Origin of the sequence: Pigmentiphaga litoralis (assembly GCF_014651835.1) — a bacterium.
Classification (GTDB): domain Bacteria; phylum Pseudomonadota; class Gammaproteobacteria; order Burkholderiales; family Burkholderiaceae_B; genus Pigmentiphaga; species Pigmentiphaga litoralis.
This window is the reverse complement of the sequence record NZ_BMXQ01000001.1, coordinates 2,546,957-2,562,342: the sequence shown is the minus strand read 5'-3', so window position 1 is coordinate 2,562,342 and position 15,386 is coordinate 2,546,957. Positions and strand designations below refer to the sequence as shown.

General features: G+C 63.3%; 17 protein-coding genes, 1 other RNA gene and 1 pseudogene. 5 read left to right on the top strand and 14 right to left on the bottom strand.

Annotated elements, in window-relative coordinates:
• Position 1 precedes the first annotated feature (1 nt).
• Positions 2 to 1,342 carry a molybdopterin molybdotransferase MoeA gene (moeA, locus tag IE116_RS11600; protein ID WP_189612582.1) on the top strand — a complete coding sequence of 447 codons (1,341 nt, stop codon included), beginning with the start codon at positions 2 to 4 and terminating at the stop codon, positions 1,340 to 1,342.
• Positions 1,342 to 1,914 carry a molybdopterin-guanine dinucleotide biosynthesis protein B gene (mobB, locus tag IE116_RS11595; RefSeq protein WP_189612580.1) on the top strand — a complete coding sequence of 191 codons (573 nt, stop codon included), beginning with the start codon at positions 1,342 to 1,344 and terminating at the stop codon, positions 1,912 to 1,914. The genes moeA and mobB overlap by 1 nt, the downstream gene beginning before the upstream one ends.
• On the opposite strand, the gene IE116_RS11590 is transcribed toward mobB, so the two are convergent.
• The 3 genes from IE116_RS11590 to IE116_RS11580 form a co-directional block, all read right to left on the bottom strand.
• Positions 1,898 to 2,800 carry an NAD(P)-dependent oxidoreductase gene (locus IE116_RS11590; protein ID WP_189612578.1) on the bottom strand — a complete coding sequence of 301 codons (903 nt, stop codon included), beginning with the start codon at positions 2,798 to 2,800 and terminating at the stop codon, positions 1,898 to 1,900. The two genes, mobB and IE116_RS11590, sit on opposite strands and share 17 nt — an antisense overlap.
• A gap of 120 nt (positions 2,801 to 2,920) precedes the next feature.
• On the bottom strand, positions 2,921 to 4,423 hold the full coding sequence (locus IE116_RS11585) for a tripartite tricarboxylate transporter permease (RefSeq protein WP_189612577.1): 1,503 nt from the start codon (positions 4,421 to 4,423) through the stop codon (positions 2,921 to 2,923).
• Positions 4,424 to 4,433: 10 nt separating this feature from the next.
• Positions 4,434 to 4,898 carry a tripartite tricarboxylate transporter TctB family protein gene (locus IE116_RS11580; protein ID WP_189612576.1) on the bottom strand — a complete coding sequence of 155 codons (465 nt, stop codon included), beginning with the start codon at positions 4,896 to 4,898 and terminating at the stop codon, positions 4,434 to 4,436.
• Between the two features lie 312 nt (positions 4,899 to 5,210).
• On the opposite strand from IE116_RS11580, the pseudogene IE116_RS25890 reads away from it, so the two are divergent.
• Positions 5,211 to 5,366, top strand: a pseudogene (locus IE116_RS25890) (response regulator transcription factor); the annotation flags it as partial.
• 217 nt (positions 5,367 to 5,583) lie between these two features.
• Here the strand turns inward: IE116_RS25890 and IE116_RS11570 are convergent.
• Positions 5,584 to 6,597, bottom strand: coding sequence for a Bug family tripartite tricarboxylate transporter substrate binding protein (locus IE116_RS11570; protein ID WP_189612572.1), 1,014 nt, complete (start codon positions 6,595 to 6,597; stop codon positions 5,584 to 5,586).
• 95 nt (positions 6,598 to 6,692) lie between these two features.
• Here IE116_RS11570 and IE116_RS11565 point away from each other — a divergent pair, with 95 nt between their 5' ends.
• Complete coding sequence (locus IE116_RS11565) at positions 6,693 to 7,835, top strand: branched-chain amino acid ABC transporter substrate-binding protein (protein ID WP_189612570.1); 1,143 nt, start codon at positions 6,693 to 6,695, stop codon at positions 7,833 to 7,835.
• 135 nt (positions 7,836 to 7,970) lie between these two features.
• Here IE116_RS11565 and msrA read toward each other — a convergent pair whose 3' ends face one another.
• A complete protein-coding gene (gene msrA / locus IE116_RS11560; protein ID WP_189612569.1) occupies positions 7,971 to 8,519 on the bottom strand; it encodes a peptide-methionine (S)-S-oxide reductase MsrA in 549 nt (182 codons plus the stop codon).
• A gap of 224 nt (positions 8,520 to 8,743) precedes the next feature.
• Positions 8,744 to 9,079: a c-type cytochrome gene (locus IE116_RS11555; RefSeq protein WP_189612566.1), complete on the bottom strand. Its 336-nt coding sequence runs from the start codon at positions 9,077 to 9,079 to the stop codon at positions 8,744 to 8,746.
• Positions 9,080 to 9,231: 152 nt separating this feature from the next.
• Here IE116_RS11555 and lgt point away from each other — a divergent pair, with 152 nt between their 5' ends.
• Complete coding sequence (gene lgt / locus IE116_RS11550; RefSeq protein WP_189612565.1) at positions 9,232 to 10,023, top strand: prolipoprotein diacylglyceryl transferase; 792 nt, start codon at positions 9,232 to 9,234, stop codon at positions 10,021 to 10,023.
• Between the two features lie 152 nt (positions 10,024 to 10,175).
• Here lgt and IE116_RS11545 read toward each other — a convergent pair whose 3' ends face one another.
• From IE116_RS11545 to IE116_RS11510, 8 genes are all read right to left on the bottom strand, one after another.
• Entirely contained in the window at positions 10,176 to 10,946 is a 771-nt protein-coding gene (locus IE116_RS11545; RefSeq protein WP_189612563.1) for an SIMPL domain-containing protein, read from the bottom strand.
• Between the two features lie 75 nt (positions 10,947 to 11,021).
• On the bottom strand, positions 11,022 to 11,840 hold the full coding sequence (locus IE116_RS11540; protein ID WP_189612561.1) for a sulfite exporter TauE/SafE family protein: 819 nt from the start codon (positions 11,838 to 11,840) through the stop codon (positions 11,022 to 11,024).
• Between the two features lie 151 nt (positions 11,841 to 11,991).
• Positions 11,992 to 12,175: non-coding RNA, 6S RNA (ssrS, locus tag IE116_RS11535), on the bottom strand.
• A gap of 177 nt (positions 12,176 to 12,352) precedes the next feature.
• Positions 12,353 to 12,664, bottom strand: a complete 312-nt coding sequence (locus tag IE116_RS11530; RefSeq protein ID WP_189612559.1) for a cell division protein ZapA — start codon at positions 12,662 to 12,664, stop codon at positions 12,353 to 12,355.
• The gene (locus tag IE116_RS11525) at positions 12,651 to 13,043 is read right to left on the bottom strand and encodes a cell division protein ZapB (protein ID WP_189612557.1); all 393 of its coding nucleotides are present in this window, start codon (positions 13,041 to 13,043) and stop codon (positions 12,651 to 12,653) included. Before IE116_RS11525 ends, IE116_RS11530 begins: the two co-directional genes overlap by 14 nt.
• A 135-nt stretch (positions 13,044 to 13,178) precedes the next feature.
• The gene (panC, locus tag IE116_RS11520; protein WP_189612555.1) at positions 13,179 to 14,021 is read right to left on the bottom strand and encodes a pantoate--beta-alanine ligase; all 843 of its coding nucleotides are present in this window, start codon (positions 14,019 to 14,021) and stop codon (positions 13,179 to 13,181) included.
• 134 nt (positions 14,022 to 14,155) lie between these two features.
• Positions 14,156 to 15,040 carry a segregation and condensation protein A gene (locus IE116_RS11515; RefSeq protein ID WP_189612553.1) on the bottom strand — a complete coding sequence of 295 codons (885 nt, stop codon included), beginning with the start codon at positions 15,038 to 15,040 and terminating at the stop codon, positions 14,156 to 14,158.
• Positions 15,041 to 15,052: 12 nt separating this feature from the next.
• Positions 15,053 to 15,244 (bottom strand): DUF3460 family protein, encoded by a 192-nt coding sequence (locus IE116_RS11510; RefSeq protein ID WP_179584915.1) that lies wholly within the window; start codon positions 15,242 to 15,244, stop codon positions 15,053 to 15,055.
• Positions 15,245 to 15,386: the final 142 nt, after the last annotated feature.

Genomic DNA, 15,386 nt, shown 5'->3' with positions numbered 1-15,386 from the left:
CATGACGCCCACTCAGTCCCCCATCCCCGCCGCGACGCAGCCAATTGCCCAGCCCGGCGCCGTTCCTGCCTCGCTCGAAGAAATTTCGTCGTGCATCAACGGCTACGATCCGAACGCGTTGTCGGTCGACCAGGCGCGCGCCTTCATCGACCGGCTCGTGCCGCGTCTTGACGCGGTCGAGATGCTGCCGCTGCGCTCCGCGCTGGGCCGCGTGCTGGCGCGCGACATCGTGTCGGCCATCAACGTGCCGTCGCACGACAATTCGGCCATGGACGGCTATGCCTTTCGCGGACGAGATCTGGCTAATGGCGCCGAGACCACGCTGCGTGTCGTGTCGCGCGCCATGGCGGGGCAGGAAGCCAAACACGCCATCGCACACGGCGAATGCGTGCGCATCATGACCGGCGCCGTGATGCCCGAGGGACTCGACACGGTCATCCCGCAGGAATTCACGAAGCTGGACGGCGATCAGGTCACGATCCCGGCCGGTATCGTGCGGCCCGGCGACAACCGCCGGCTGGCCGGCGAAGACCTGGCCAAGGGCGAAGCGGCGCTGGTGGCCGGACGCGTGCTCCGTCCCGCCGACCTGGGCGTGCTGGCGTCGCTGGGCCAGGCCGAAGTGCCCGTGGTGCGCCGTCTGCGCGTCGCGTTCTTTTCCACCGGCAACGAATTGCGTTCGATCGGCGAGACGCTCGACGAAGGCTGCGTGTACGACAGCAATCGCTACACCCTGTGGGGCATGTTGCAACGCCTGGGTGTCGAGATTCTGGACATGGGCGTGGTGCGTGACGATCCCGCTGCGCTCGAGGCGACCTTTACCGCGGCAGCTGCGAATGCCGATGTCGTGATCACCTCTGGTGGTGTCAGCGTGGGCGAGGCCGACTACACCAAGATGGTCATGGCCAAGCTCGGCGACGTGCTGTTCTGGCGGATTGCAATGCGGCCGGGCCGGCCCATGGCGATCGGACGTATTGCCAGCGGCAGCCGCCATGCGATTCTGTTCGGATTGCCCGGCAATCCGGTGGCCGTGATGGTGACGTTCTATGCCCTGGTACGCGATGCCTTGCTTGCCATGAGCGGCGCGCGTGTCGCCCCCATGCCCCTGCTGCGCGCGACCAGTGTCGACGCGATCCGCAAGAAGGCAGGGCGCACCGAATACCAACGTGGCAGCGTGACCCCCGCACCCGGCGGTGGCTGGGAAGTGCGCATGGCGGGCTCGCAAGGGTCCGGCATCTTGCGCAGCATGAGCGAGGCCAACGGCCTGGTGGTCCTGCACCATGACCAGGGCAACGTGGCCGCGGGCGAGACTGTCGACGTCCTGCCGTTCGACGGGCTGGCCTGATGACGCGTGTTCTTGGATTGGCGGGATGGAGCGGCGCGGGCAAGACCACGCTGCTGGCCAAACTCATACCGGTGTTGAATGCCCGCGGCTATAGCGTATCGACGCTCAAGCACGCGCACCACATGTTCGATATCGACAAGCCGGGCAAGGATTCCTACCTGCACCGCGAAGCGGGCGCCAGGGAAGTGCTGGTGGCATCGGGCGCGCGGTGGGCCCTGATGCACGAATTGCGGGATGAAGACGAACCGCGCCTGGCCGACCTGCTCGGCCACATGAGCCCGGTCGATTTCATTCTGGTGGAAGGCTTCAAGCGCGACAAACACGTCAAGATGGAAATCCACCGCCGGGACAATACCAAGCCCTGGCTCTATCCCGACGACAGCAGCATCGGCGCGATCATCAGCGATGCCGATGCGAATGCCGCCGACGGGGCCGGCGCGCTTGCTGCAGGCTCGCCCCCCACCACGCTGCCACGCGCGCATCTGGATGACATGGAAGGCATTGCCAACCTCGTCGTCGACCTGGCGTGGCCCCTGGACGAAACGCTGCGGGTGCTCAGACCAGCCGCTTGACCAGCGACGAAGTATCCCAGCGGCTGCCGCCCATCTGCTGCACGTCGGCATAGAACTGGTCGACCAGCGCCGTCATTGGCACGCGTGAACCGTTCAGGCGCGCTTCGTCCAGCACCAGGTTCAGGTCCTTGCGCATCCAGTCCACCGCAAAGCCGAAGTCGAATTTGTCGTCGACCATCGTGCCGCCGCGGTTTTCCATCTGCCAGCTTTGCGCCGCGCCCTTGGCGATCACGTCCAGCACCAGCTTCATGTCCAGGTCGGCATTCTTGCCGAAGGCTATGGCTTCGGACAGGCCCTGCACGATCCCCGCGATGCAGATCTGATTGCACATCTTGGCCAGCTGGCCCGCGCCGACTTCGCCGATGCGCGTGAACGCGCGCGCATAGACAGCCCCTACCGGCAGGGCGCGATCGAACGCGTCGACGTCGCCGCCGCACATGACGGTCAGCACACCATTGACCGCGCCGGCCTGCCCGCCCGACACCGGGGCATCCACGAACGACACCTGCCTTGCCTTGGCGGCTTCGTACAGTTCGCGCGCCACCTTGGCCGATGCCGTGGTGTGGTCGACCAGCAGCGTGCCGGGGCGCAGGCCCGCCAGCGCGCCGTCGTCGCCGAGCATGACGCTGCGCAGATCATCGTCGTTGCCGACGCACGAGAAAACGATATCGGCTTTTGCGGCAGCTTCGCGCGGGGTCGGGGCATGCGCGCCGCCGAACTCGTCGACCCATGCCTGCGCCTTGGCGGAAGACCGGTTGTACACGGTCACGTTGTGACCTGCGCGGGCAAGATGGCCGGCCATGGGGAATCCCATGACGCCCAGACCGATGAACGCCACGTCAACGGGCGTCGTGGCTTCGTAAGTTCTGGATCCGTTCGATGACATATGGCTCTCCGTGAATAGACGTGAAGTCTAGCGTAAACATGCGGACGAAAAAAAAGGCGTCCCGAGGGACGCCTTTCTGCGTTCGATCCAGGCTGCGTGCTAGTGCGCAGCCTGTGTCGATCAGTCTTCCACGAAGGTTTCTTCGCGCTTCTTCCGGATCGATGGCGAAGCCACGATCAGCACCAGGATGGCGGCGACGATCAGCAACGACAGCGACAGAGGACGCGTCACGAAGGTCGAGAACTCACCACGCGACAGCAGCAGGGCACGGCGGAAGTTTTCTTCCATCATGGGGCCCAGGACCAGGCCCAGCAGCAGCGGTGCGCCTTCGCACTTCAGCTTCGACCACACGTAGCCCACGAGCCCAAAGAAGGCCGTCATCCAGATGTCGAACACGTTGTAGTTCAGCGTGTACACACCGATCGAGCAGATCATCAGAATGGCCGGATACAGGATGCGGTAAGGCACCTTCAGCAGCTTGACCCACAGACCGATCAGCGGCAGGTTCAGAATCACCAGCATCAGGTTACCGATCCACATCGAGGCGATCAGACCCCAGAACAGTTCCGGGTTCGCGGTCATGACCTGAGGACCCGGCTGGATGTTGTGGATGGTCATGGCGCCGACCATCAGCGCCATCACGGCGTTACCCGGGATACCCAGCGTCAGCAGCGGAATGAACGAGGTCTGCGAAGCGGCGTTGTTTGCCGATTCCGGACCTGCCACACCCTGGATGGCGCCCGTACCGAACAGCTCGGGGTGCTTGGCGATCTTCTTTTCGATCGTGTAGGACGCGAACGATGCCATCACGGCGCCGCCGCCCGGCAGGATGCCCAGTGCCGAACCGATGGCCGTACCACGCAGAACCGGACCGGTAGCCGCCTTGATGTCCGACCAGTCGGGATACAGGTGACTGATCTTTCCAAGGAAAACTTCGCGCTCTTCCTTCTGCTGAACGTTGTTCATGATTTCAGAGAAACCGAACACGCCCATGGCGACCGCGGCAAAGTCGATACCGTCGGTCAGTTCCGGAATGCCGAACGAGAAGCGGGCAACACCCGAGTTCACGTCGGTACCGACCATGCCCAGCAGCAGACCCAGCAAGATCATGCAGATTGCCTTGGTCAGGGAACCCGATGCCAGCACCACGGCGCCGACCAGACCCAGACACATCAGCGAGAAGTATTCGGCAGGACCGAACTGGAATGCCACTTCAGCCAGCGGAGGTGCGAAGGCAGCCAACAGGATCGTTGCCACGCAGCCTGCGAAGAACGAGCCCAGTGCCGCGATCGACAGTGCCTGACCGGCACGTCCTCGACGGGCCATCTGGTACCCGTCCAGACACGTCACCACAGCCGACGTTTCACCTGGCAGGTTCACCAGAATGGCAGTCGTGGAACCACCGTACTGCGCGCCGTAGTAAATACCGGCAAGCATGATCAGGCCGGCAATCGGGGGCAGTGCGTACGTGATGGGCAGCAACATTGCGATGGTGGGCACGGGGCCCAGGCCAGGCAACACGCCAACCAGCGTTCCAATCAACGCGCCGAGAAACGCGTAGATGATGTTCTGAAACGACAGCGCGGTGGAAAAACCCAACGCAAGGTGGTCAAACAATTCCATGCGGGGCTCCTTAATTCAGGCCGAGGAAGGTTGGCCAAAGCGGGAAAATCAATCCCAGACCCTTGACGAACACCGCCCAGGCGAAAACTGCCAGGCAGAGTGCGTTGATGACAGCGACTTTCCAGTTGAACTCGTGGCTGGCGAGGCTACTGAGCACGACGAGGATAAAGATCGAAACGAAGATACCGAGAGGACGCAGCAGGACGCCGAAGAGGACGACCGAACCGAGCACCAGGAACATGACACGAAAGTCCCAACCTTCGACTTTCGTCTCCTGTGCCTTCGAGGACAAACCGGAAATGCCGATGACTACACCCAGCAACGCGAGAATGACCCCGAGCCAGAAGGGAAAATAGCCAGGCCCCATTTTGGCGGCGGTGCCCATGGAATATTCGACGGCGTTACCGGCGAAGAATATTCCGATGGCGAGAAACATCACCCCGGACCAGAAGTTTTGTTGTGACCGAATACGCATTGGAAGTGGGCTCCTATCTGACTTCACTAGCAAGCCGCGAATGTTAGCTCAGGAGATTCGTGCCGCAACGATGATTTTCGCGCCGGTTGCTCGGGGTTTTCCCGACAATCGATGGAAATGTGGGAACTTGATCCCACCTACTTGTGCGCGCTTTCAGGAGCCTGTCAGTGTTGACAGTTTTTCTGTCTTTTGAACCCTGCAAGACTTGGCTTACCAGTGTGGCTAGTCCTTATCTGCCACACGATCACGTAGTTCAAGGAAGGCAATATGGCGGCGCACAACTATCCCGGCGAACAAGAATGGACCAATCGGCTTACGCCGCGTGAACGAGAAGTGATGGCTTTGCTGCTCGAAGGCCGCGCCAACAAGGTGATAGCCGACAGGTTGGGTATCTCCACCCGTACGGTGGAGGTCCACCGGGCCCGCGTGATGGCGAAGTTGGGCGTACGCAACGCCGTTGAACTGTCCGCGCGCGTTCACAGCCGATATATCGAGTGGCTCATGACACAAATGAAGATGGGCGCACCGATGGGGCAGCCCGTGCTGGCCGAACCGGCGGCGCCGACGCAGTCGGGTGGGCCACCCCCATCTGCCCTCGGCGTCCCGGTCCCGCCCGCCGCACGGCCGGGCGGCAGTGGCGCCAATGGCGGCCTGGGCGCACAGTCCGGCTCCACCATCCATCGGCTCAGTTGAGCCGCGCGCCCGATACCTTCACGATCTCGGCGTACTTGGCCAGATCGGCCTTGACCAGCGCCGCGAAGGCCTCGGGTGTGGTGGGTTCGGCATCCGATCCCATGGCTTGCAGTCGCTGACGCAGATCGGGGCTGCGCAAGGCGGCCGTGGTCGCCTCGCTCAAGCGGTGCACCACGGCCGCCGGCGTGCGGCCGGTGGTGAACACCCCGAACCAGGTTCCCAGATCAAAGTTCTTGACCCCGGCCTGCATCAAGGTGGGCACGCCGGGCAGCAAGGGCGACGGCGCGGCGGTGGTCACTGCAAGCGCCTTCAGTTTGCCCGATGCGATCAGCGGGGCGGCGGACGCCAGGTTGTCGAACATGAAATCGGTCTGTGCGCTCAATAGCGCAAGTTGCGCCGGCACCGAGCCCGGATACGGGATGTGCGCGGCGAACACCTGCGCGCGCGCCTTGAGCAGTTCGCCGGCCAGGTGGCCCGCGCTGCCATTGCCGCCCGACCCCATGTTCAGCTTGCCCGGATTCTTGCGTGCGTAGGCGAGCAGGTCGGCCACGTTGCGAACGCCCAGCTTGTCGGCGGTGGCCGGATTCATCACCAGCACGTTCGGCACCGACGCCACGAGCGAGATCGGCGCAAAGTCCTTGATCGCGTCGTACGGAATGTTCGGGAACAGGGCGGGGTTGATCGCGTGCGTGGCGACGGCCCCCATGACCAGGGTGTAGCCATCGGGCGTGGCCTTGGCGACCAGGTCGGCGCCGATGTTCCCGCCGGCGCCCGGCTTGTTTTCAACAACCACGGTCTGGCCCAGACTGACGCGCAGTTTTTCGGCCAGCGCGCGCGCCATGACATCCAGCGGACCGCCGGGCGGATAGGGCACGATGAAGCGCAGCGGGTGGGTGGGCCAGGCCGGGGCGGCCGGCGCTTGTGCAAAGGCGGGGGCAAGCGCCCCGCAGGCGGTGGCAACGGCGGCGCTTAGCAGGGCGCGCCGTGTCCATGAGTGTCTCGACATATCGACCCTGATGTGCGGTTTTTCATGTATGTTTGTTGCTGCGAAATTGTACGCTGGCGCAGCGGGCCCAGCGGCACGAACCCCCAGGAGTGTCCATGTCTATTCGTTTGCTTCCGTTCGCCCTGGCCGCCGGCCTGACCGTGGTGTCCTTTGGCGCCGTCGCCCAGGAAGTCGTGGTCAAGCTCGGGCACGTCGCACCCACCACCGGCCCCATCGCCCACCTGGGCAAGGATATGGAGAACAGTGCGCGCATGGCGGTGGAAGACCTGAATGCCGCGGGCGTCACGCTGGGTGGCAAGAAAGTGAAGTTCGAGCTGCTGGCCGAAGATGATGCGTCCGACCCCAAGCAGGGTACGGCCGCCGCCCAGAAACTGGTCGACGCCAAGGTCAACGGCGTGATCGGTCACCTGAACACCGGCACCTCGATCCCGGCATCCAAGATCTACTACGACGCGGGCATCGTGCAGATCTCGCCAGCGTCCACCGGCACCGCCTATACCAAGCAGGGCTACGACACCACGTTCCGCGTGGTCGCCAACGACGGCCAGCTGGGCGGCACCCTGGGCCGCTATGCGGTCAAGGAACTGAAGGCCAAGAATTTTGCGGTGGTGGACGATCGCACGGCCTACGGCCAGGGCGTTGCCGAAGAATTCGCCAAGTCGGCGGCCGCTGCGGGCGGCAAGATCGTCAGCCGTCAGTACACCACCGACAAGGCCACCGACTTCCAGGCCATCCTGACTTCCATGAAGGCCAACAAGCCTGACGTGGTGTTCTTTGGCGGGATGGACGCCGTGGCCGGCCCGATGCTGCGCCAGATGAAAGCCCTGGGCATTGAAGCGCACCTGATGGGCGGCGACGGCATCTGCACGACGTCGCTGTCGCGCCTGGCGGGTGACGCCATCGGCAACGGCAAGGTGGTGTGCGCCGAAGCAGGTGGCGTGGCGGGTGAACAGAAGACAACCATGGACGCCTTCCGCGCCAAGTACAAGAAGCGCTTCAATGGCGATGTCCAGCTGTACGCGCCCTACGTGTACGACGCCATGATGGTGATGGTCGAAGCCATGAAGAAAGCCAATTCGGCCGACCCCGCCAAGTACGGCCCCGAGCTGTACAAGATCAGCTACAAGGGTGTGACCGGGCCGATCACTTTCGACAAGAACGGCGACATCAAGAACGGTGCACTGACGCTGTACACCTACAAGGGCGCCGACCGGTCGGAACTGGCCGTGGTGCGGTGATCCCTCGGCGGGCGGACTGGCGGTCTGTCCGCCTTTCCGCCTGGCCCGGTCAGCGGGCAACAAAAAGGGCGGGATCACTTTGGTGATCCCGCCCTTTTTTCGTGCGTCGCTCCAGAGGCCTCGCCGCCGCCGTGCTCAGGCCGGCGTCTTCAGCTTGTCGGCAAAGGTCTTGCGCAGTTTCGTGACCTTGGGAGCAATCACGACCGCGCAATAGCCCTGGCCAGGATTACGGAGGAAGTAGTCCCGGTGATAGTCCTCGGCGGGCCAGAGTTTGGCGGGCGGAAGGAGCTTGGTCACGATAGGGGCGCCAAACGTGTTCGCGGCCGACAGTTCGTCCATATAGGCCTGCGCAACGTCGCGCTGTTCCGGCGTTTGCCAGAAAATGGCGGACCGGTATTGCGGACCGGCGTCATTGCCCTGGCGGTCCAGCGTCGTCGGATCGTGCGACGCAAAGAACACCGCCAGCAAGTCCTTGAAGGTGATGACGGACGGATCGAAGGTCACTTCAGCCACTTCGATATGCCCGGTATTGCCCTCGCACACCTGGTGATAGGTGGGGCGGTCGACATGGCCGCCTGCGTAGCCCGACTCGACCTTGTTCACGCCTTGCAATTGCTGGAATACGGCTTCGACACACCAAAAACATCCGCCGCCAAAAACGGCCTTTTCGTTCTGAGTCGTCATGATTCCTCTCTTTGAGCGACGCATCCACTGGATCCCGCGGACCGTCGCAAGACTTGATCCTGGCGAAGTGCGCGATCGTGGGCGCTGTGGCTGCCTGGGTTCTGGTTTGAAGCTGGGATGCTGGCGAGGTTATATCACCTCGCCCGGCCTAGTCCTCGGTCTACAGGCAGGATGACACCCTGCCGCGGTCAGCGTTGACTAACGACCCCGAGGGACTGTGCCTTCTACTTATTGAGGGTGAGTATCCAGGCCGCCAGCCGCCTGGCCTCCTCTTCGGACACGTGGTTCTGCGCCGGCATCGGCACCTTGCCCCACCGGTTTGCGCTCCCCCGCCGGATGGATGTTTCCAGTCTGGACTGTGCGTCCGGCTGGCCGGCGTACTTGGCCGCCACGCTTTTCCAGGCCGGGCCGACGCGCTTGCTGTCGATCTGGTGACAGGCCAGGCAGACGCGGGCCTTGGCCAGTTCCGGGCCGGTGATCTCGGCCGCGCCCGCCGTGGACGCCGCCGCAGGCGCACCGAAAAGCAGAAAAGCACACAGCACGGCAGACGGGCGAAGCATGGGCGATCCGGAAAAAGTGTCGCCCGAAGTCTCGCGCACGTGTGGGATGGAGTCAAATCGCCCGGCGCCGATCCTTTTCCTGTCGCGCGCAGCGGTTATCATCCTGCTCATTCTTTACGCGGCGGCGCCCGCCGTCTCTATAAGGCTAGTCGATGCTGGTTCATCCTGAATTTTCTCCGATCGCGTTTGCCATCGGTCCCGTCGCGATCCGCTGGTATGGGCTGATGTACCTGCTCGCCTTCCTGTTTGCGTGGGGCCTGGGTCGCTGGCGCATTTCGCACGGCAAGACATCGCTCACCCACCGCGATCTGGATGACCTGCTGTTCTACAGCGTGCTCGGCGTGGTGATTGGCGGGCGGCTGGGCTATGTGATCTTCTACAAGGCCAGCTACTACCTGGCGCATCCGCTGGAAATCTTCGAGGTGTGGCAGGGCGGCATGTCCTTCCACGGCGGGCTGCTGGGTGTGCTGTTCGTGATGGCCATGTTTGCGCGCAGCCGCGGCAAGCGCTTCCTGGAGATCGGTGATTTCGTGGCGCCGCTCGTGCCGTTGGGCCTGGCGGCGGGCCGCATGGGCAACTTCATCAACGGCGAACTGTGGGGCCGGGCCACCAGCGTGTCGTGGGGCATGATCTTTCCGCAGGCCGGCGACAACATCCCGCGTCACCCGTCGCAGCTGTATGAATTTGGCGCCGAAGGTCTGCTGCTGTTCCTGCTGGTGTGGGGCTTTGCCAGCAAATCGCGGCCCATCGGGCAGATCAGCGCCGTATTCCTGATGGGATATGGTGTCGCGCGCTTCCTGGTCGAGTACACCCGGGAACCCGACAACTTCCTGGGCCTGCTGGCCGCCGGCTTCACCATGGGGCAGTGGCTGTCGATCCCGATGGTGGTGATCGGCGCCATCATGTTCTATATGTCACGCCGCAGTCCGCACGCTGTGGTCTGACGTCGTGGTTTGAAGGCAAGGTGCTGGAGCAGGAAGAAGGGCGGTGGCGCATTGTGCCGCTACCGCCCGAATACAAAAAGGCACCGGGGTTCCGGTGCCTTTTTTCATGTCCGCAGCGATCGCGGATCATGGGTACTGCGCGGCGCCGAGGCTTAGCGTTGCTGCGTGCCCAGCAATTCCACCGTGCCACGCACCGACACCGTGACGGTGGCCTTGCCGGCTTCCAGCGGCAGGGCTTCCGCCATCTTTGCGTCGGCAGACGCTGCACGCATCATCATGGGGCGCTGCGTATAAACCGTGCCGCTGCCGCTCAGATCCAAGGTCTTGACGGCATAGCTGCCAAAGCCGAACGCCTGCGCGGCGCTGGTCGCACGTACGCCGAAGGCCTTGGCGGCTTCCTGCAACAGGCGCTGTTCTTCGGCTTCACGCGCTTCGCGCGACAGCGAGAAGTTGATGTTGGCAACGGCCATGGCCTGGCTCAACTCGCCTGCCAACGTCGATGCGGCCACGAAGTCCTTGGACTCGAGCACCAGTTCGGCGCGACCGCGCCAGCCGGTGATCTTGCCGTTGCGATCGGTATTGGCCCACACGCGGTAGTTGCCGCTGCGCGATTCGACCTTGGTGTTGCGCTTGGCCGTGGCCAGCGTCGAGGCCAGCACCTTGTTCAATTGGTCGGACAGCTGCGCCTGGTCGGCGCCTTCGATTTCCTTGGCCAGGGTGACTTCGACCTTGTCCTGCGCCACGTCGCTCGACGCCGCGGCTTCGAGCGACAGCTGCGGCAGTTCCGGACGGGCTGCCGCCGATGGAGGCGGCGTCTGTGCGGCCGCCACGCCCGGCGCAAGAAGGGCCCCGGTAAGGGCCGCGGTGGACAATGCGGTGGACAGGGCGGCAGACAACACCGTACGAGTCAGAAAACGGGCCATAACGATCATCCTTTGAATATCAGGGGACTGCCCGCCGGACGTGCGTGATCATGACCCGCGACGATAGGACGCCGATCAGACCGCGAACGCGGTGTACGCCTTGTAGGCCATGTAGAGCGCAAGCGCCATCAGGACCCAGGCGAACACACGTTTGAGCGTCGCGACCGGCAGCTTGTGGGCCGCGTTGGCGCCAAGCGGCGCGGTCAGGACACTCGAAACGATGAGCACGAGCAGCGCAGGCCAATATACATAGCCGAACATGCCGGGGTAGGTGATCTGCTGCTGCATGCCTGACCAGATGTAACCGACCGTATTGGCCAGCGCGATCGGAAAGCCCAGCGCGGCCGAGGTTGCCACGGCGTTATGCAGGGGGACGTTGCACCAGGTCATGAAAGGTACCGACACAAAGCCGCCGCCGGCGCCGACCAGGCCGGACAGGAAACCGATACCGGTGCCGGTTGCCGCCGTGCCCACGACACCGGGCATTTGGCGGCTGGGCTTGGGCTTCTTGTTCAACAGCATCTGCACGGCCGAATAGCCCACGAACAAGGTAAAGAGCAGGGCCAGCCACCCGGTCTTGAGCACGGCAAAGACGGCGCCGCCGGCCAGCAGGCCACCGATCACCAGGCCCGGCGCGAACTGCCCGACGATGTTCCAGCGGATGGCGCCTTTTTTCTGGTGCGCCATGACGCTGGATACCGACGTGAACAGGATGGACGCCATCGACGTGGCGATCGCCGCGTGGATGATCAGGTCGGCCGGCATCTTCTGCCACGTGAACAGAAAGGTCAGGAAGGGCACCATGATCATGCCGCCGCCAATGCCAAGCAGGCCGGCGGCAAAGCCCGTGGCGGCGCCAAGCACGAGCAGGGCGGCAATAAAGGAAAGGTCCATGCGGGAATACTCGAATGTGGGAGGCGCACGCATAGTGCCACGGACTGGCCATGTTGCTCCGCACAAATCGTTGTGCGGCAGTGGCGGTGTCGCAAAGCGAACGCACAAAAACAAACGACCCGGAAGCGTATCAACGCTCCGGGTCGCGGAATAGATCCCCGCCTGTGCCGCTAGGCCGGCATCCTGAACCGTTAAGTTCAAGGTCGGTCGCAGTCAGCCACTCATTGGGTTCGTTTGACAGAGAAACGATCACGCCTGGGTGGCGATTCCCGCAACCTCATGCCATAGCATGGGTCCAAGGAATATATGGCCAAACACGAACACTGCAGGGAAGATAAATCGGTACTGCGATACTGCGGTACTGCTGTTCAGGCTGTCGAACACCCTAGGCTTTAAATTACACCATTTCGGCGGGATTCAATACCCCGAAGGGCGACTTCCGTACAACTCGTTGCGTACGCAACGCGTTGAAGGCGCCGCCCGCCTTGAAGCTTGCCTTATGGCAGCTTGCGCTATAGCAGCTTGTCTTGCGGACCGAGCTCTGCGTCAAGCATCTGGTTCATGGTTTCGATCTTACGCTTGTAGTCGCCGACTGCAAGCTGCGAAAGGGGCCCGTCGGGCGCCTTGGCGTTCAACAGGTCGCCTGCGATCTGCAAGGCTGCCATCACCGCGATGCGTTCGGTGCTGCCGATTTTGCCGGCGGCCTTGATACGCTGCATGGCGCGGTCCACCATGCTGGCGGCTTCAAGCAGCGCTTCCTGTTCTTCCGGGGCGCAGGCAAGTGGATACTCGCGTCCCAGTATGGTGACGTCAAGGCGTTCCATGAGCACTCCGCACGCCGTCGCCGGCTTCGTCAGATAAAGAGGGGTCGGTATCGGCGTCAGTCCGGGCATCCGCCCAGTCGCCGTCGATGTCGTCGGCCGGGCTTGCGTCCGGATCGATGTCGGTGTCGGCGGCGGCGTCAACGCCCGGGTCGGCATCGGCGTCAGCGTCAGCCGTTGCTTCCGGCGGCTTGCCGGGCAGGCGGGCCAGCACGTCATCGACGCGGATCTGCGCCATTTCCACGGTTTCGCGCAGTTGCTGGATGCGCACGTCGCGCTTGCCGAGCTCGGTGCGCAGCGCCTGATTTTCGGCGCGGACGTGTTGAGTCAGCTGCACCAGCTGAGCAATACGGGTCGAGAGTTGGTCGAGGTCTTCGAGCATGGGCGTAATCGTAAACCATCCTGAGACCGATGTCGTACCCGAACCGGTCTCCTGCGATGTATCAATTCCTTGCAGTCACTTTGACGGCGCAGTGGCGGCACGCGGTGTCAGCGCGCGGTGTAGGTGCTCGCTAAATCAGAGCTCGAGGTTGTCGATGAGGCGCGTGGCGCCGAGCTTGGCGGCCGACAGCACGACCAGCGGTTCGCCGCCATGCATGTCGTCGGCCGTGGGCGCTTTCAGGTCCCGCTGGCGGCGTACGGCGACGTAATCGACCTTCCAGCCGCGGGCGTTCAGGTGATCGGTCGCGATCCGGCCCAGGGTATCGGCATCGCGTTCGCCTTCATGCAGGCGGGTCTTGACCGACTGCAGGGCGGCGTACAGCTGGGGCGCCTCGGCCCGGTCTTCTGGGGTCAGGTACATATTGCGGGACGACAGCGCCAAGCCGTCGGCGGCTCGCACGGTTTCTTGCGGAATGATCTCGATCGGCAACTGGAACTGGCGGCACATGGCGCGCACCACCATCAGTTGCTGATAGTCCTTCTTGCCGAACACGGCCACCTTGGGCTGCACACAGGACAGCAGCTTGAGCACCACCGTGCACACGCCCTGGAAGAAACCGGGGCGAAATTCCCCTTCAAGGATGTCGCCCAGCTCGGACGGTGGCTGCACCCGGTAGCTTTGCGGCTCGGGGTACATCTCGCGTTCGTCCGGCGCAAACAGCGCATACACGTTGCGGTCCGCTTCCAGCTTGGCGATGTCGGACGCGAGCGTGCGGGGGTAGCGATCAAAGTCTTCGTTCGGCCCGAACTGCAGGCGGTTCACGAAGATGCTGGCCACGACCGGGTCGCCATGGTGCCGCGCGGTCTTCATCAGCGCCAGGTGGCCTTCATGCAGGTTGCCCATCGTCGGTACGAACGAGACTCGCAACTGGCCGCGCAATTGATCGCGCAGCTCTTCAATGGTGTGGACAACCTTCATGGGCGTAGCTTGTGAAAAGAGAGGAATCGGAAAGAATCGTGCGGACCGCCGGGCGCCCGGCTCGCGCAAGGCGCGTCGTATCGGGCGCATCCTACAGCAGCGGCGCGGGCGCGCCAAATGCTCAATCGGACGAGTCAGGCGTCCTGGGCGATGGCGGTGAATCCCAGGCGCACGTAGATCGGTGCGTAGGGCTCGGCCTGGGTGATATCCAGCAGCGATTCGCGCGCCAGTTCCAGCATCGCGATGAAGTGGACAACGATGATCGGGACGCCGGCGCCTTCCTGCACCTTCTGCATGAACAGTTCCGTGAACTCCATGTACCGCACGCCCTGCAGGCGGCGCAGGATCTGGCTCATGTGGTCCCGGACCGATAGCGCTTCACGCGAGATGTGGTGATGGGCATTGAGCTTGGCGCGGCGCACGATCTCGGCCCAGGCGTCGCGCAGGTCGATCGCCGTTACATCAGGCAGTCGCCGTTCGGTGGTCTGGTCCAGCAGCACGCCCGTGCGCACGAAATCGCGGCCCAGTTGCGGCAGGGCGTCGATCCTGCGCGCGGCAAGCTTCATCTGTTCGTATTCGAGCAGGCGGCGGACCAGTTCGGCGCGGGGATCTTCGACGTCTTCGTCGGAATCCGATTTGCGCACCGGCAGCAGCATGCGCGATTTGATCTCGATCAGCAGCGCCGCCATGAGCAGGTATTCCGCGGCCAGTTCCAGGTTGTGCACCCGGATCTGCTCCACATACGACAGGTACTGCTTGGTGACCTCGGCCATCGGAATGTCGAGGACGTTGAAGTTCTGCTTGCGGATCAGGTACAGCAGCAGATCCAGCGGGCCTTCGAAGGTTTCCAGGAACACTTCGAGCGCGTCGGGCGGGATATAGAGATCGTTGGGAAGGGCAAACAGGGGCTCGCCGTACAGGCGAGCGATGGCGACGCCGTCGATGGTGTCGGGCGTGCTATCCACGTCGGGCGCCCTCAATGCGGCCAACGCCTTGCCGCTGGGCAGCTGTCCGGCCACGACGCCGGACGATCAGTCGGCGGAAAAGTAAACGTACGGCTTCTGGGAAACGGTGGACGCATCGAATTCCTGCGTCAGTTCAGGATCGATGGTCTTGTCCCACAGGCGGGCGCGACCTTGCTGCTGCTCGGCATCCAGCTGCGGACGCTCTTCCTTCAGTTTTTGCAGGAAGTGGGTGATTTCGGACTCGTAACTCTTGGCCATGACTACCCTTTGAACGATGGCTGGGGATTGCGGGCGAGTGTACTGCACCGGGCGCCAGCGCTCCGCCACACTCGACTAAGAAAAAATATTTCGTACCAGCCGCGATTGAGCGAATGAAACTGCCTGAACAAGCCATATGACG

Bases quoted from the DNA above. Each gene is read 5' to 3' on its own strand.
- moeA (WP_189612582.1), top strand. From the start codon at position 2: ATGACGCCCACTCAGTCCCCCATCCCCGCCGCGACGCAGCCAATTGCC.
- mobB (WP_189612580.1), top strand. From the start codon at position 1,342: ATGACGCGTGTTCTTGGATTGGCGGGATGGAGCGGCGCGGGCAAGACC.
- IE116_RS11590 (WP_189612578.1), bottom strand. From the start codon at position 2,800: ATGTCATCGAACGGATCCAGAACTTACGAAGCCACGACGCCCGTTGAC.
- IE116_RS11585 (WP_189612577.1), bottom strand. From the start codon at position 4,423: ATGGAATTGTTTGACCACCTTGCGTTGGGTTTTTCCACCGCGCTGTCG.
- IE116_RS11580 (WP_189612576.1), bottom strand. From the start codon at position 4,898: ATGCGTATTCGGTCACAACAAAACTTCTGGTCCGGGGTGATGTTTCTC.
- IE116_RS11570 (WP_189612572.1), bottom strand. From the start codon at position 6,597: ATGTCGAGACACTCATGGACACGGCGCGCCCTGCTAAGCGCCGCCGTT.
- IE116_RS11565 (WP_189612570.1), top strand. From the start codon at position 6,693: ATGTCTATTCGTTTGCTTCCGTTCGCCCTGGCCGCCGGCCTGACCGTG.
- msrA (WP_189612569.1), bottom strand. From the start codon at position 8,519: ATGACGACTCAGAACGAAAAGGCCGTTTTTGGCGGCGGATGTTTTTGG.
- IE116_RS11555 (WP_189612566.1), bottom strand. From the start codon at position 9,079: ATGCTTCGCCCGTCTGCCGTGCTGTGTGCTTTTCTGCTTTTCGGTGCG.
- lgt (WP_189612565.1), top strand. From the start codon at position 9,232: ATGCTGGTTCATCCTGAATTTTCTCCGATCGCGTTTGCCATCGGTCCC.
- IE116_RS11545 (WP_189612563.1), bottom strand. From the start codon at position 10,946: ATGGCCCGTTTTCTGACTCGTACGGTGTTGTCTGCCGCCCTGTCCACC.
- IE116_RS11540 (WP_189612561.1), bottom strand. From the start codon at position 11,840: ATGGACCTTTCCTTTATTGCCGCCCTGCTCGTGCTTGGCGCCGCCACG.
- IE116_RS11530 (WP_189612559.1), bottom strand. From the start codon at position 12,664: ATGGAACGCCTTGACGTCACCATACTGGGACGCGAGTATCCACTTGCC.
- IE116_RS11525 (WP_189612557.1), bottom strand. From the start codon at position 13,043: ATGCTCGAAGACCTCGACCAACTCTCGACCCGTATTGCTCAGCTGGTG.
- panC (WP_189612555.1), bottom strand. From the start codon at position 14,021: ATGAAGGTTGTCCACACCATTGAAGAGCTGCGCGATCAATTGCGCGGC.
- IE116_RS11510 (WP_179584915.1), bottom strand. From the start codon at position 15,244: ATGGCCAAGAGTTACGAGTCCGAAATCACCCACTTCCTGCAAAAACTG.